The sequence below is a fragment of the Methylomonas sp. 11b genome (assembly GCF_000515215.1).
Lineage (GTDB): Bacteria > Pseudomonadota > Gammaproteobacteria > Methylococcales > Methylomonadaceae > Methylomonas.
The window spans coordinates 2,036,173-2,050,996 of the sequence record NZ_KI911557.1 but is presented as its reverse complement, the minus strand read 5'-3'; the positions used below and the strand labels follow the sequence as shown (position 1 = coordinate 2,050,996).

The 14,824-nt window shown below is 52.0% G+C and carries 13 protein-coding genes and 1 tRNA gene; 7 read left to right on the top strand and 7 right to left on the bottom strand.

The window, feature by feature from the left end; translation table 11 throughout:
- Positions 1–11 precede the first annotated feature (11 nt).
- From METH11B_RS0109875 to def, 6 genes are read right to left on the bottom strand one after another with little or no spacing between them, the layout of a single operon-like run.
- Complete coding sequence (locus METH11B_RS0109875; protein ID WP_026601903.1) at positions 12–1,373, bottom strand: sigma-54-dependent transcriptional regulator; 1,362 nt, start codon at positions 1,371–1,373, stop codon at positions 12–14.
- Positions 1,370–3,526 carry a sensor histidine kinase gene (locus tag METH11B_RS0109870; protein ID WP_026601902.1) on the bottom strand — a complete coding sequence of 719 codons (2,157 nt, stop codon included), beginning with the start codon at positions 3,524–3,526 and terminating at the stop codon, positions 1,370–1,372. Before METH11B_RS0109870 ends, METH11B_RS0109875 begins: the two co-directional genes overlap by 4 nt.
- Positions 3,508–4,035: a DUF4390 domain-containing protein gene (locus tag METH11B_RS0109865; RefSeq protein WP_026601901.1), complete on the bottom strand. Its 528-nt coding sequence runs from the start codon at positions 4,033–4,035 to the stop codon at positions 3,508–3,510. The genes METH11B_RS0109870 and METH11B_RS0109865 overlap by 19 nt, the downstream gene beginning before the upstream one ends.
- 13 nt (positions 4,036–4,048) lie before the next feature.
- Positions 4,049–5,344, bottom strand: coding sequence for a 16S rRNA (cytosine(967)-C(5))-methyltransferase RsmB (rsmB, locus tag METH11B_RS0109860; RefSeq protein WP_026601900.1), 1,296 nt, complete (start codon positions 5,342–5,344; stop codon positions 4,049–4,051).
- On the bottom strand, positions 5,341–6,267 hold the full coding sequence (gene fmt / locus METH11B_RS0109855) for a methionyl-tRNA formyltransferase (RefSeq protein WP_026601899.1): 927 nt from the start codon (positions 6,265–6,267) through the stop codon (positions 5,341–5,343). The genes rsmB and fmt overlap by 4 nt, the downstream gene beginning before the upstream one ends.
- Positions 6,268–6,279: 12 nt before the next feature.
- Complete coding sequence (def, locus tag METH11B_RS0109850; RefSeq protein ID WP_020482935.1) at positions 6,280–6,783, bottom strand: peptide deformylase; 504 nt, start codon at positions 6,781–6,783, stop codon at positions 6,280–6,282.
- Between the two features lie 282 nt (positions 6,784–7,065).
- Here def and METH11B_RS0109845 point away from each other — a divergent pair, with 282 nt between their 5' ends.
- Genes METH11B_RS0109845 through topA form a run of 4 tightly spaced genes read left to right on the top strand, consistent with a single transcriptional unit; the run spans position 7,066 to position 12,065 of the window.
- Positions 7,066–8,097, top strand: a complete 1,032-nt coding sequence (locus tag METH11B_RS0109845; RefSeq protein WP_026601898.1) for a LysM peptidoglycan-binding domain-containing protein — start codon at positions 7,066–7,068, stop codon at positions 8,095–8,097.
- Between the two features lie 56 nt (positions 8,098–8,153).
- The gene (gene dprA / locus METH11B_RS0109840) at positions 8,154–9,251 is read left to right on the top strand and encodes a DNA-processing protein DprA (RefSeq protein WP_026601897.1); all 1,098 of its coding nucleotides are present in this window, start codon (positions 8,154–8,156) and stop codon (positions 9,249–9,251) included.
- Positions 9,252–9,259: 8 nt separating this feature from the next.
- Positions 9,260–9,727, top strand: a complete 468-nt coding sequence (locus METH11B_RS0109835) for a DUF494 family protein (protein WP_020482932.1) — start codon at positions 9,260–9,262, stop codon at positions 9,725–9,727.
- 16 nt (positions 9,728–9,743) lie between these two features.
- Positions 9,744–12,065, top strand: coding sequence for a type I DNA topoisomerase (gene topA / locus METH11B_RS0109830; protein ID WP_026601896.1), 2,322 nt, complete (start codon positions 9,744–9,746; stop codon positions 12,063–12,065).
- A 2-nt stretch (positions 12,066–12,067) separates the two neighbouring features.
- Here topA and METH11B_RS26625 read toward each other — a convergent pair whose 3' ends face one another.
- Positions 12,068–12,526 carry a DUF192 domain-containing protein gene (locus tag METH11B_RS26625; RefSeq protein ID WP_026601895.1) on the bottom strand — a complete coding sequence of 153 codons (459 nt, stop codon included), beginning with the start codon at positions 12,524–12,526 and terminating at the stop codon, positions 12,068–12,070.
- 69 nt (positions 12,527–12,595) lie between these two features.
- Between METH11B_RS26625 and METH11B_RS0109820 the strand changes: the two genes are divergently transcribed.
- The 3 genes from METH11B_RS0109820 (at position 12,596) to clpP (ending at position 14,735) form a co-directional block, all read left to right on the top strand.
- Positions 12,596–12,679 (top strand) — tRNA-Leu (locus tag METH11B_RS0109820).
- A 108-nt stretch (positions 12,680–12,787) separates the two neighbouring features.
- Complete coding sequence (gene tig / locus METH11B_RS0109815) at positions 12,788–14,083, top strand: trigger factor (protein WP_036275775.1); 1,296 nt, start codon at positions 12,788–12,790, stop codon at positions 14,081–14,083.
- Positions 14,084–14,129: 46 nt separating this feature from the next.
- On the top strand, positions 14,130–14,735 hold the full coding sequence (gene clpP, locus METH11B_RS0109810) for an ATP-dependent Clp endopeptidase proteolytic subunit ClpP (protein ID WP_197027017.1): 606 nt from the start codon (positions 14,130–14,132) through the stop codon (positions 14,733–14,735).
- Positions 14,736–14,824 lie beyond the last annotated feature (89 nt).

Here is a 14,824-nt window from a genome sequence, read left to right as displayed (position 1 = left end):
TTCAAGTCAAATTAAAGCTTAATTTTCAGGGAATGGAGTTTTCGGTACAAATGTGTACGCTCCATACCGATCGCTGATGCCAGCTTGGCGACGCTGCCGCCGGTTTTTTCGAAATGATATTCCAGGTAGGATTTTTCAAAATGGTCGCGGGCTTCCTTCAGCGGCAAATTGAAAAACTCCGGTACATTCAGGCCCAGCTTGGGTTGCTCGGCGATCGATCCCAGTGCGGTTTTGACCTCGTCCAACTCAATGTCGTCGCCCGCGCCTAGTATCATCAGACGCTGTACCAAGTTACGCAGTTCGCGCACATTACCCGGCCAGCTGTAATTACGCAAATAATTTTGCGCTGCCATCGAGAAACGTCGGAACGGCAGCTTTTCTTGGGTAACGAAATGATCGACGTAAAAATTCAATAAGCTGGGTACGTCTTCACTGTGTTCGCGAAGCGGCGGAATCTCCAGCGTCACCACATTCAGCAAATAATATAAATCCTGACGGAAGCGGCCGCTGTTGACTTCTTCTTCCAAAGACATGCGGGTAGACGCGACTACGCGCACATCGACGCGCACAGCCTGACTGCCGCCAACCCGCAGGAACGAGCTGGATTCCAGCGCGCTAAGCAAGCGAGTTTGAGTTTCCGGATCCATGCCTCCGATTTCGCCCAGAAATAGCGTGCCGCGATGGGCTTGTTCCAACAAGCCGCGATAAACCCGGCCATTATCTTCGCGGCCGAAAAATTCCACCGCCGAGTTTTCCGGCGAAATACTGCCAACCGATACATCGACGAACGATCCATCGCGCCGCGAACTATTATTGTGTAGGTAGCGGGCGAACATTTCCTTGCCGACCCCGGCTTCACCAACAAATAACACGCGGGCATCGTGTTGCGCCAAGCGTTTTAACTTGTCTTTGGTGCGTTCCACTACTGCGCTTTTGCCGACCGGGTCCACGCCTATCATCAGCTGTTGTTTCAAGCCGGCGTTCTCGCGCTGTAAGGAACTGGTCTCCAGCGCGCGTTCGACGATCAACAATAACTTAGCCAGCGATAGCGGTTTTTCCAGAAAGTCGTAAGCGCCAAGCCGAGTTGCTTCCACCGCCGATTCCACCGAGGCATGCCCGGACATCATGATCACCGGACATAGTGCGTCGTCTTCGCTAACCCATTCCCGCAGCAGGGTGATGCCGTCGCTGTCGGGCATCCAGATGTCCAGCAGGATCAGATTAGGCGGGCGCTGATTTTTCAGGGCTTTGGCTTCCGTGGCGTTTTCCGCCATGGCGACATCGTAGCCTTCATCCTCAAGAATTTCGGACACCAACTGACGAATGTCCTGCTCGTCATCGACCACCAAAATGTACGGTGCTTGCTTATTCATTTAAAGTTCCCAAATTCAAAAACCGGCAGCTGGAGTAAAAACCCCGCGCCGCCATTATAAGACGTATCCACCCAAATCACCCCGCCATGTTCTTCGACGATCTTTTTGACGATGGCCAAGCCCAAACCGGTACCTTTGGCTTTGCTGGTCACATAGGGGTCGAAAATGGTTTCAAGCTGTTCCGCGTTCAGGCCGTTGCCGTTATCGTAGATGCCCAATTCGACATAGTCGGTGTTATTGCGGCTGACTTTGGCGATTTTGATCTCGATGCGGCAGGGGGCCGTGGTGGCCTCTTGGGCGTTTTTTATCAGATTGTGTAGTACTTGGCGCAGGCTGACCGGATCGGCTTCGACCAGTACTCTGTTGCTGGCGAATGCCGTGCTGAAAATGATGCCGGACGGCAGGTATAAGGCCATGACTTCCTGAATCAGATCGACCAGATTGATTTTTTCCACCTGTTTCTTGGATGGGCGGGCGTACTCGGAAAAATCGTCCACCATCCGCTTCATCGCTTCCACTTGCTGGACGATGGTGCGGGTGCCGCGTTGCAGAAATTCGGCGGAACCGTCCTGTAATTCCTTGGATAGCTTGTGCTGCAAGCGTTCGGCCGACAGCTGGATCGGCGTCAACGGGTTTTTGATCTCATGCGCCAGACGTCGCGCCACTTCGCCCCAGGCTGCGTTTTTTTGCGCCTGAATCAGGTCGGTGACGTCGTCGAATACCACGACCGCGCCGGTTCGGGCACCGTGCTGCGAGAACAGCGGCGTACCTCGGCACAACAACTCCTGGCGGCCGTTGGGGCCGAGAAACACGATGCGTTGCTCCCAGATGTCGTCGGCTTTTTCCAGCAAGCTTTGGATCGCGTTCAATACCTCGGCCAGTTCGCTGTGCATGGTCGCCAGGGTTGGCAACGTCTCCCCAACAAAATGGCTGACCGGGATGTGCAGAATCCGGTAGGCGGCTTGATTGGCGGTACGGATGTAAAAGGCCGCGTCGAAACTGATTACGCCGGCGGTCAGATTGGCGAGTATGGTTTCCAAATAGGCGCGCTGGTTTTCCACCTCCAGGCCGGCTGCACGGGTTTCGTCACGGGAGCGGGCGATACGGCGGGTCATCTGGTTGAAGGATTCCACCAGGAAACCCAGGTCGTCCTGATTCATTACCGGCAGCTGCTGTTGATAATCGCCATCGGCGACTGCTTGCGTACCTTTTACCAATTCTTTTACTGGCGCGACGATGTTGCGGATACTGATAAACGCTACCCAAATGGCCGCCAGCAGGCTGAGCAGTAACACCAGCAACAGGATCAACGAGAAGCTGGTTTTCAGCGAGTCGCGCAGGAAATTCATCTCCTGATAACGAATGAAGGCAAACTCTATCGAGTCGGCCAGGTCGGTCACCCGCACCGGAATCGGAAACAGCACTTGCAAAAACCGGCTTTGATCGGCTTCGATAGCGACGATGATGCGTACCAGCATTTCATCGTTATCGCCGGGGTCGAAAGCAAAATATTCCTTATTCTGCCTCAGCAGCAGCCAGATTTGCTCGTCGGGCAGATGCGGCAAAATATCGCTGGGATTGACGCTGCTGGACGCTAATACCCGACCTTGATTGGAAAATACCGCAATTTCCAGCGCCCCAGAATCTGCCCACAGCGAGCCGACTTCCATGGCAATCAAGGCTTCCGATTTGTCGCGGAGTTGATCGGCCATTTGCTTGGTTTGCTTGATATGCCAGTTCATGCGTTGATTCAGTGAGGATTGGCTCAACTCCAAGGCATCGTCCATGGCCCGGTCGATTTCAACGTTAAACCAGCTGTCTATGCCTTGATGCAGGAATTGCACGGAGAAATAAAACACGATGGCCGCTGGCGCCAAGGCCAGCAAGACGAACAAGGACACCATGCGCGTGGTCAGTCGAGAGCCGGCCTCCTTTTTCTTTAATTCCCGCACCAACGAATAGGCGTTGAACGCGACCAAACCCAGCAAAATCACCGATCCCAGCGTATTGATGACCAATAGCCAGGAATACATTTCGCCGAGTTCCGATGATTCCTGGGTGGCGCTGCTCATCAATTGCAGCGATAGCAATACGAAGCCGAACAGCAGAATAATGGTGGCGCTGGCCGGTAATTTTATTTTTGAATGGGCCATGTGTGCCAGGCGCTAGAAAGAAACCAGTGGTTATCCAGATAGGCGACCGGACGCAGCGGTATCGGTAGCTGCTCGCGGTTGAATTGAGTTTTTACCGCCAGCAGGTAAGGTGTGCCGGCTGTCACGCGTTCGGCGGGAATTGGTGTGCTGTCATGCACGGCCGCCATGAAATTCATTGCGGCGCTCAAGGTTAAAAACATTTCGCTGCGATCGAACGGGGTTTGCACCACATATTGATTCAGCAAGGCATGGAATTGCAGGCTGTACGTCAGTTTGTGTTTATGGATTATCGTGTCCCACAACGCGCCGGGCTGGCGTAGTTCTATCGTTACGTCCCAGGTTAAGCGCACACCTTTGTGCAGCGCTTCCTTGGCAGTCGGGCTGAGCCGATAATCGATATGAGCATGCACGTCATAACCGCCATCGACATGTTCCAAATCGGCATATTCGATGCGCGCGGAATAATCCCCGGCTTCAGCCACGCCTGGCGCAATTTGCAGGCAGATCATCAATGCCCAGCACCTAATCGGCTTTATGAAGCTTGGCATAATAAAAGCCATCCATTTGCCGGTCGCCAGTGATGATTTGCCGGCCGTGTGGCCGCGCAATGCTCCAGTGCGCGTCGATATGAATTTCGCTGGCGTCAGTGTGTTCGGCAAGGAATGCGGCGATTTGCGCTTCGTTTTCCTGTTTCAATACAGAGCAGGTGGCGTAGAGCAAGATGCCGCCAGGTTTCAGCAGCTGCCAGGCGTTAGCAAGTATCCTGGCTTGCAGAGCTTGCAAAGCGGCAATGTCGTCCGCGCGGCGCAGCAACTTGATGTCGGGATGGCGGCGGATCACACCGAAGCCGGAGCAGGGGGCGTCCAGCAGTATCCGATCAAATTGGCGGTTGTTAGCCCACGACGCCGACTCACTGGCGTCGGCGGCCAAGGTCTCGGCGTGCAAGTTTAAACGCTGTAAATTGTCGGTCACCCGTTGCAGACGCTGTTGATCGATATCGACCGCCAGCAGTCCGGCCAAGGCCGGTTGGCGCTCCAGAATGGCGGCGGTTTTGCCGCCCGGCGCGGCACATAAATCCAGCACCTGCTGACCAGGAAGCGCGTCGAGCAGTTCCGCCGCCAGTTGCGCGGCCGTGTCTTGTACCGATACGCGGCCTTGGCTAAAGCCCGGCAATTGCTCGACGGCCAAGGCTTGGTCCAGCCTGATCGCGGTTTCGCAGCAGTCTACCAATTGCGCAGCGATACCTTGCGCTGTCAGATCGTCTACGTAGGCGGCTCGGCTACCTTGCAGCAGATTGACGCGCAAAGCCATCGGCGGCGCTTGATCGTTGGCGTGCAGGATTTTTTCGTAATGTTCCGGCCAGTCGTGCCTGAGCAAATCAATCATCCAGCCCGGATGATTGTAGCGGGCCTGACTGTCCGCGGTACAGGCTTGTTGCAAGGTTTCGGCGTCGCGTAAATATTGTCTGAGTATCGCGTTAACCAAGGACTTGGCCCAGGGTTTGTGGCTGGTGGCGGCTACAGTTTCCGAAACGGCGGCGTGCGATTTAACCCGCATGTGTTGCAGTTGATACAAGCCGATTAGCAGTAAGGCTTTAATGTCGCCGTCTTTTTGCTTGAGCGGTTTGCTGAGCAGGCGGCCCAGCATAAAATCCAATGCGTAATAATGACGGATTACCCCATAGCACAAGGCTTGGACGAAAGCCCGGTCTTTGATGTCCTTGATTTTGGGTAGGCCATGTTCCAGGGCGGCGGTCAGCGATTGGCCGTCGCTGAGGACGTGCGCGAGAATCTGTGCAGAGCAGCCGCGCAGATTCATAGGCCTAGGATGACGCGGTCGGCCGTATGGGCATTCATAAAATCTTTGCCGGCGATGCGTTTACCGCCGGGAAGTTGTACTTCCAGTAGGCGCAGCACGCCGTTACCGGTCGCTACGTCCAGAGCGTGTTCTGCGCAACTGATGGTGCCGGGGGCTTGCTCAGCGGTTTTATCGAGCACCTGGCTGCGCCAGACGCGCAACACTTGGCCTTGATAGAGAGTTTGTGCCACCGGCCAGGCGTTCAGGCCACGTACTTGACGATCCAGTTGTACAGCGGAGTTTTGCCAGTCCAAGTTCGATTCCTGCTTTTCCAGTTTGTGGGCGTAAGTGACTAGGGACTCGTCTTGCGGTTCGGCTTGCAGCGACCCATTGGCTATCTGCTCGACCACTTTAACCAGCCCTTCGGCGCCCATGTGCGCCAATTGATCGTGCAGGCTGCTGGAGGTGGCGTCGGCACTGATTGGGCATTCGGCTTTATAAAGCATGTCGCCGGCATCGAGTTTTTTTACTACTTTCATGATGGTGATGCCGGTTTTAGCGTCGCCCGCCATAACGGCACGGTGAATCGGCGCCGCGCCGCGCCAACGCGGCAGTAACGAGCCATGAACATTAATGCAGCCCTGCTTGGGAATGTCCAATACCGCTTGCGGCAAAATAAGGCCGTAAGCCACGACGACCATTAAATCAGCATTGAGCGACGCTAATTGCGCAATCGATTCGGGGCTTTTGAAGTTTTCCGGCTGATAAACCGGGATATTGGCGGATATGGCCAGTGCCTTGATCGGGCTGGCGGTCAGCTTGCGGCCGCGTCCGGCTGGCCTGTCGGGCTGAGTATAAACCGCACAGACTTGATGCCGCGAATCCAGCAGGGCCTGCAAGGTGGGAACCGCAAAATCCGGCGTACCGGCAAACACGATTTTCATGAGATGTCCTGATTAGCCCTGCGACTTGTGAATTTTATCCAGCTTGGCTTTAATGCGGTTGCGTTTGAAGGCCGAGAGATAATCGACGAATAACTTGCCTTCCAGATGATCCATTTCGTGTTGAATGCACACCGCCAGTAATTCGCTGGCCTCCAATTCAAAACTTTCGCCGTCGCGGTTTAGCGCCTTGACTTTAATATGTTCGGCGCGGCTGACTTTTTCGAAAAAGCCGGGTACCGACAGGCAACCTTCCTCGGATTCTTCAACACCGTCGCGCTCGATGATTTGTGGGTTGATCAGGCAGATCGGTTCGTCTTTGTTCTCGCTGACGTCCATCACTATAACGCGTTTATGCACGTTTACCTGAGTTGCGGCCAAGCCTACTCCCTTGGCGGCATACATGGTCTCGATCATGTTGTCGACCAAGGTCTTGATGCCGTCATCGACTGTGTCCACCTCGGCGGCGACCGTCCGCAGCCGTTTATCGGGAAACTCCAGAATTGTAAGAATACTCACCCATTACTCCACTTGCTAACTGTAATAGTGGGATTTTATCCGAAATTGCCCAGGGTTTGAACGTGAAGACTAAATAGGGCTGGGTTTAGGTTGGATCGGCTCGTGCTGGCATAATGCCCGAATTAATCTAAACTGTGCGGCAAATCGATGGTTGGTTTTTTACGCATTTGTTTCAATTTGGGCTAAGCGGCATGCACCAGATATTGACGCTTGCCGATTTTGCGTTTGGGCGCTTCGTCCGGCGGATTTTGAACGGTTTTATAAGCTCTGGCAGGATAAATTATGTTTTTTCGCGCGATACTGGGAATACTAATACCACTGGTTTTTGCCGCAGTGGCTTGGGCCGATGAGCTGAAAATAAACCCCAATCATCCCGATCAGTACACGGTTGTTAAAGGTGATACTTTGTGGGACATTTCCGGGAAGTTTTTACAGCACCCTTGGGAATGGCCGCAGCTATGGCATAACAATCCGCAAATCAAGGATCCGCATTGGATATACCCGGGCGACACTTTGTACTTTTCTTATGTAAACGGCGTGCCGCGTCTGAGTTTGTCGCCGGACGGCAATGACGAAAAACTGTTGCCGCGAGTGCGCGAGTCGGAGATTGATCAAGCCATTAGAATGATCCCCAGCGATGCCATCGTGCAATTCTTGAATTCGCCGAAAGTCGTAACAGCGGAAGAGTTGCAGCACGCACCTTATGTCATCGGGTTTGTCGGCGAACATTTGATCGCCGGCGCCGGAGACGGGGTTTACGTCAGGGCCATCGAAAACCCATCCGGCTTGGGGTATACCATTTATCGAGCAGGCAAGGCCTATGTCAGTCCGGTTACCAAGGAAATTTTAGGTTACGAAGCGCAATACATTGCTGATACCACGCTACAGGAACCGGGTGATCCGGCCACCTTGCTGATTAATAAATCCGATATGGAAATTCAACGCGGCGACCGCTTGATGCCTACTTCGGAGGGAGAGTTAGCTTTAAATTATTTTCCAAGGCCGCCTAAACATCAGGTGGTGGGCAGCATCATTCAAGTGAAGGGCGGCGTGTCGCAGATCGGTCAACACGATGTAGTGGTCATTGACAAAGGTACTGCCGACGGTTTGGAGGTGGGGCACACCTTGGATGTGTATCGTAAAGGGCATGTCATCGTTGATAGGTATCAATCTCAGGAAGCGGTGGCGGTGAAAATGCCGGACGAGCTAGCTGGTGTGTTGATGGTGTTTCGGCCGTTCGAACGCGTCAGCTATGCGTTGGTGATGCAGGCAACTGCCGCGATGCATACGTTGGATAGAGTGCAGACGCCCTAATGGGATATCTGTCATCAGCAGGCTTTAACTCGCTCTGGATTGCCGTTTAAGCTGTTTTGGAATCCGCACTCAATCCGCAAATCAAGTACTGGCTGGCGATGCTGCGTAGTCCCGGCGTCGGCAGTCAGGCCATTCAGCGCTTGCTGGCGCATTTTGAGCCCGAGCAGATATTCTCCGCGTCGCGAGCCACTTTAACTGGCTTGGGTTTCAGCGAGAAATTGATCGACGCTCTGCAAAAACCGGATTGGCAAAAGGTCGAAGACGACATTCGCTGGTTGGAGCAAGCCGGTAATTATGCATTGACCTTGGACGATGCCGACTATCCGGCGCAACTGCGAGAAATCGCCAATCCCCCGCCGATATTATTTGTCAAAGGCAATCCAGCCTTACTGCAAGAGCCGCAATTGGCAATGGTCGGTAGTCGCAATCCGTCGCCGGTTGGTATCAGCACCGCAATTCAATTTGCCGAAGCTTTAGCCGAGGCCGGCTTTACCGTGACTAGCGGTTTGGCTTTGGGAATTGATGCTGCCAGTCACCAAGGTGCGTTAAACGTAAACGGGCAGACCATAGCCGTGGCGGGTACTGGGTTGGATCGAGTTTATCCGGCTTGTCATAAACAGCTGGCTACGCAAATTGTCGAACATGGCGCCTTGGTTTCGGAGTTTCCGCCGGGTACCAATGCCAAAGCCAATCACTTTCCCCGGCGAAACCGAATCATTAGTGGTTTGTGCGTCGGCTTGTTGGTGGTGGAGGCGGCCCAGCAAAGTGGGTCGTTGATTACCGCGCGTTTGGCGCTTGAGCAAAATCGGGAAGTTTTTGCGATTCCCGGCTCGATTCATAACCCTTTGGCGCGCGGTTGCAATGCATTAATTCGCCAGGGAGCTAAATTAGTCGAAACCGCACAAGATATTTTTGAGGAATTAGGTCATTATAATCAAAGGTATATGCGAGCCGAGTCGGAATTGCCGCAGACTTCGCTTGACCTGGAGCAGCAAAATCTATTGAAATTGATTCCGTACAGTCCCACAACGGTCGATACTCTGGTGCAAGATAGCGGTTGGTCCGCGGAAGAAGTTTCCTCGACGCTGCTGGTGTTGGAGTTACAAGGCTACATTGCCGCGCTTGCCGGTGGTGGCTACCTCCGAGTCAAATAAAGGTTCTAATGAAAGAAGATATTTTCGATGTGCTCATTTATCTGTTTGAAAATTATCTGGATGGCGACAGCGATAACTATCCGGATACTGCCGTCATTGCCAGCGAGTTGCTGGATGCGGGTTTTCAGCAGCCTGATGTCAATAAGGCGTTCGATTGGCTGGAGTCTTTAGCCGAAATTGAGAGCATCACACCGGCGGTTTCATCGTCGTTCCGCATTTTTAGCGGTCAGGAAATCTCCGTGTTCGACATGGAGTGCCGGAATTTCTTGATGTATCTTGAGCACAGCGGCATCTTGACGCCGATCAATCGCGAGATCGCTATTGATCGGGCGATGGCCTTGAAAGACGAAAATATTACTCTGGATAAATTGAAATGGATTGTATTGATGGTGTTATTAAGTCAACCCGGCGATAGCGCCGCTTTCTCCCGAATGGAAGACATAGTTTACGATTTGATACCTACTTCTTTACATTGATTTTTCTACGGACAGCATGAGCAAAAGTTTAGTCATTGTAGAGTCACCGGCAAAATGCAAAACCATAGAAAAGTATCTGGGTAAGGACTTCCAGGTATTGGCTTCCTACGGCCACGTCCGAGATTTGATTCCCAAAGAGGGAGCTGTAGATCCGGAAAACGGTTTTGCGATGAAATACCAGGTGATTGATCGCAACCAACGCCATCTGCAAGAGATAGGCAAAGCTATCAAAAACGTCGATACCCTTTATTTGGCGACTGACCCGGATAGGGAGGGTGAGGCGATTTCCTGGCATGTTTTCGAGCATCTGAAAGAAAAAAAGCTGTTAAAAGACAAGGAAGTGCTGCGGGTGGTGTTTCATGAGATCACCAAAAAAGCTGTTACTGAGGCTATCGCCCATCCCACCGAGTTATCTAATAATCTGGTCAACGCTCAACAGGCGCGGCGGGCTTTAGACTATTTGGTTGGTTTTAATCTATCGCCGTTGCTATGGAAGAAAATCCGCCGCGGCTTATCCGCTGGTCGCGTGCAAAGCCCTGCGTTGCGGATGATCGTCGAACGTGAGATGGAGATCGAGGCGTTCAAGACCCGCGAATACTGGTCGCATACCGCTGAAGCCAGTGCGCAAGGGCTGCCGTTTAAAGCCAAATTAACGCATTTCAATGGTGAAAAGCTGAATCAGTTCAGTTTTACCGATGAAGTGCAGGCCAATCAAGTCAAACAAAGCTTGCTGGATGCCGCCGACGGTCAGTTGATCGTTGCCAAGCTGGAGAAAAAGCAACGCAGCAAAAATCCGGCGCCGCCGTTCATCACTTCGACTTTACAACAGGAGGCAGCTCGCAAACTGGGTTTTACCACCAAACGGACGATGATGGTGGCGCAACAGTTATACGAAGGCATTGATCTGGGCGGCGAAACCGTTGGTTTGATTTCGTATATGCGTACCGATTCGGTCAATCTGGCTGAAGAAGCATTGGCCGATATTCGCGCGCTGATCGCCGAAAAATACGGTGCCGATGATGTGCCCAAAGAACCGCGCCGTTTCAAGACCAAATCTAAAAACGCTCAGGAAGCGCACGAAGCGATACGTCCGACTTCGGTGCAACGCTTGCCTGAGCAGGTGAAAAATCGGCTCAGTGCGGAGCAATTCAAACTCTACGATTTGATCTGGAAACGCACCGTAGCTTGCCAGATGATCCACGCCACCTTGAATCAAGTGGCTGTCGATCTGAATTGCGGTAGCGATAAAAACGTATTTCGCGCGACCGGTTCCACGGTGACTAATCCCGGCTTCATGAAGGTGTATCTGGAAGGTGTGGACGATAGCAAGGAAGCGGCGGACGATCAGGACAGTCTGTTGCCGCCGATGGAAGAAGGGCGGCCGGTGGTGTTGAATGAGATTGCAGCCACCCAGCATTTTACCGAGCCGCCACCTCGCTACAGCGAGGCGAGTCTGGTCAAAGCCCTGGAAGAGCATGGCATTGGCCGTCCCTCCACCTACGCGACGATTATCTCGACCTTGCAAAACCGCGAATATGTGACCATCGATAACAAGCGGTTTTATCCGACTGATGTCGGGCGTATCGTCAACAAATTCTTAACCGAGCATTTTACCAAATACGTCGATTACAATTTTACCGCCAACCTCGAAGACGAGTTGGATGCGGTGTCGCGCGGAGAGAAGGACTGGATTCCGTTGATGGACGACTTTTGGCGGCCGTTCACGCAGTTGATCAGCGAGAAAGAAGAAAGTGTACAACGCAAGGATGTCACGCAGGAAAGCATAGACGAGCAGTGCCCGGAATGCGGCAGTCCGCTATCGATTCGCCTGGGTCGGAATGGCCGCTTTATCGGCTGTACCAATTATCCGACCTGTTCCTACACTCGAAATTTGGGTGATGACAACGCCGGTGCCGCATCGGCCGAGCCGGAGGTGGTGGAAGGGAGAGTGTGTCCCAAGTGCGAGTCGACGCTGGTTATAAAGACTGGCAAGTATGGAAAATTTGTCGGCTGTAGTGGATATCCGAAATGTAAGCACATCGAACCTTTGGAAAAGCCTTCCGATACCGGGGTTGAATGTCCGCAGTGCAAGAGCGGAGCGATCCTAAAACGCAAGGCGCGTAGTGGGAAAATTTTTTATTCCTGCTCGGAATATCCGAAATGCGATTATGCCTTGTGGGACGCGCCGGTCAAGGAAAGTTGCCCGGACTGCAACTGGCCGATTCTGACCTTAAAAACCACCAAGCGCCGCGGCACCGAAAAAGTCTGTCCGCAGAAAGAGTGCAAATACGCCACGCCTTACGAGGGTGATCCAGATGACGCAAACGGACCGGCTTGAGTCTAGGGAAGTGCCACTGTTTGCCCGACCTGGATTGCGTGTTTCTCGATAAAGCCCGCTGGCAGTTCCAGTATGTATCTGGCCGCTACTCTGGAATCGTAAATCCGGCACGGATCTCTGGGGCAGGGCTGTAAATTTTTTAACAGCCCTGCAATCCGGCCGTCTCCGGTTAAAAACACCACATCCAAAGCCAGTAAGGTATTTTTCATCCACACTGCGCGCTGAGTCTGATCTGGATACACAAAAAGCATGCCCTGGTTTTCGGCAAGTGTCTGGCGAAACATCAGTCCGTGTTCGCGTTCGCTTTCGTTAGCGGCGATGGCCGCGTAGACGATACGTTGTTGAGCTACAAATGTGATTGGGTTGTTGAAGTCTGTAAACGCGTCTGCTGAAGCCCCAGCGCTGTTGAGTGCCGCAAGAAAAGCAATTCCGAAAATTGTGCGGGAAAGATAAGAGTGCATACGGAGTGTCAGTAATATAAGGTTGTCTTTGAGAGTGCGGCTGATTATAATGCCGCGTTCAATTATTTAGCGAGCGTGGCGAAATTGGTAGACGCGCTGGATTTAGGTTCCAGTGGTAACCCCGTGGGAGTTCGAGTCTCCCCGCTCGCACCATATCCTGCGTTATTCGTAACGATACGACCTTAAGTTCCCCAGATCTAAACATCGCCGGCCGGTCTCCCAAAATATAAAACCGTATTTTTAATTTTTTGAGGTAATGCAATGCAAGTTTCTGTCGAGAAGACATCAGAGTTAAGCCGAAAAATGACTGTTAGCATTCCTGATGCCGTGGTTCAGGAGAAAATGGAAACTCGCTTTAAAAAACTCGCTCGCGAAGTCAAAGTGGATGGATTCCGTCCGGGTAAAGTGCCGGCGAGCATGGTGAAAAAGCTGTACGCCGATAGAGTTAGAAACGAAGTAACCGGCGACTTGATTCAATCGACTTATTTTGAAGCGCTGCAACAACAGGATTTGAACCCTGCCGGTCATCCGCATATCCAGCCTACCGAGAAAGCCGAGGGTTTTGAATACATCGCCGAGTTTGAAGTCTATCCGGAGATCGTACTGGATAGTGTTAGCGAATTGAAAGTGGACCGTCCTTTTGCAACTGTGGAACAGGCCGATGTCGATAACATGATCGAAAAACTGCGTCAGCAAAAGAAAACCTGGAACACTGTCGAGCGCGCTTCGCAGGATGCTGACCGGGTAACCATTCATTTCTCCGGCGTGGCCGATGGCGAGAATTTTACCGACGGTAAGGTCGAAAATTACCAGGTGGAAATCGGCGGCAAACAAATGATTCCCGGTTTCGAAGACGAATTGAAAGGCTTGGTCGCCGGTGCGAGCAAAACCTTTTCTGTGACGTTCCCAGAGCAATACAACAGCGAAAAATTAGCCGGTAAAGTTGCCGAATTTGAGATCGAGTTGGTTAAAGTCGAAGAGCCGGTTTTGCCTGTCGTCGATGCGGAATTTATCAAGGCTTATGGTGTTGAAGACGGCGAAGCGGCAAGTTTCCGTAGCGATGTTCGGGCTAACATGGAGAGAGAGCTGAACCAAGGTCTGAAAAACAAGTTAAAAAATGCAGTGATGGATGCCTTATACGAAAACATCGTGATAGCGATGCCTAACGCGTTGATCGATCAAGAAATTCAAGCGTTGATGAAACCTTATGCCGAACGCGCGAAAAACATGCGTTTGAAATTGGAAGACCTGAACTTGCCTAGGGATGCATTTGAAGGTCAGGCCAAGCGCCGCGTGGCCTTGGGCTTGATTTTGGGTGAAATCATTCAAAAGAATGACATCAAGGTCGATGCCGATAAAGTTCGTGCGGTAATTGATGACATGGCGAAGAGTTATGAGCGCCCCGAAGACGTTGTGAACTGGTATTATGCCGACAAGGCTAGGCTGAATGATGTGCAGCAGATGGTTTTAGAAGATCAAGCTGTTGCATGGATTGTCAGCCAGGCTAAAATCACCGATGTAACAGTTGGTTTTGATGATGTCATGGAAAAACAGTAACGAATGAGGGCTAAACGTGTTTAACCAAAATGTGATGAGCGAAATGATGGCGCCGCAAGCGGCGGGCGGTCTAGTGCCTATAGTGGTTGAACAAACAGCCCGTGGGGAAAGATCGTTCGATATTTATTCCCGTTTGCTGAAAGAGCGGGTAATTTTTCTAGTTGGCCAAGTGGAAGATTACTCGGCGAATCTGGTGGTAGCGCAATTGCTATTCTTGGAATCTGAAAATCCGGATAAAGATATTCACTTGTATATCAACTCTCCCGGCGGCTCGGTGACAGCAGGTATGTCGATCTACGATACCATGCAATTTATCAAGCCGGATGTCAGCACCATGTGCATCGGTCAGGCCGCCAGTATGGGGGCTCTATTATTGGCGGGCGGTGCGCAGGGCAAGCGCTATTGTTTGCCTCATTCCAGGGTGATGATTCATCAACCTTTGGGTGGTTTTCAAGGCCAAGCATCGGATTTTGATATTCACGCTCGGGAGATTTTGGCTATTCGTGATCGATTGAATAAAATCCTGGCTCATCATACCGGGCAACCGTTGGAAAAAATTCAGCAAGATACGGATCGAGATAACTTTCTGAGTTCTCAGCAAGCGGTTGATTACGGTTTGATCGACAAAGTATTAACTAGTCGTATTGCCTGATAAGTGTCGCGTCGCTTCGTCAAGAGTGCGATGTGATTTGAATGTTGGTTTTTGATATATTTCATCGCCATGACGAGGCAATGTATCAC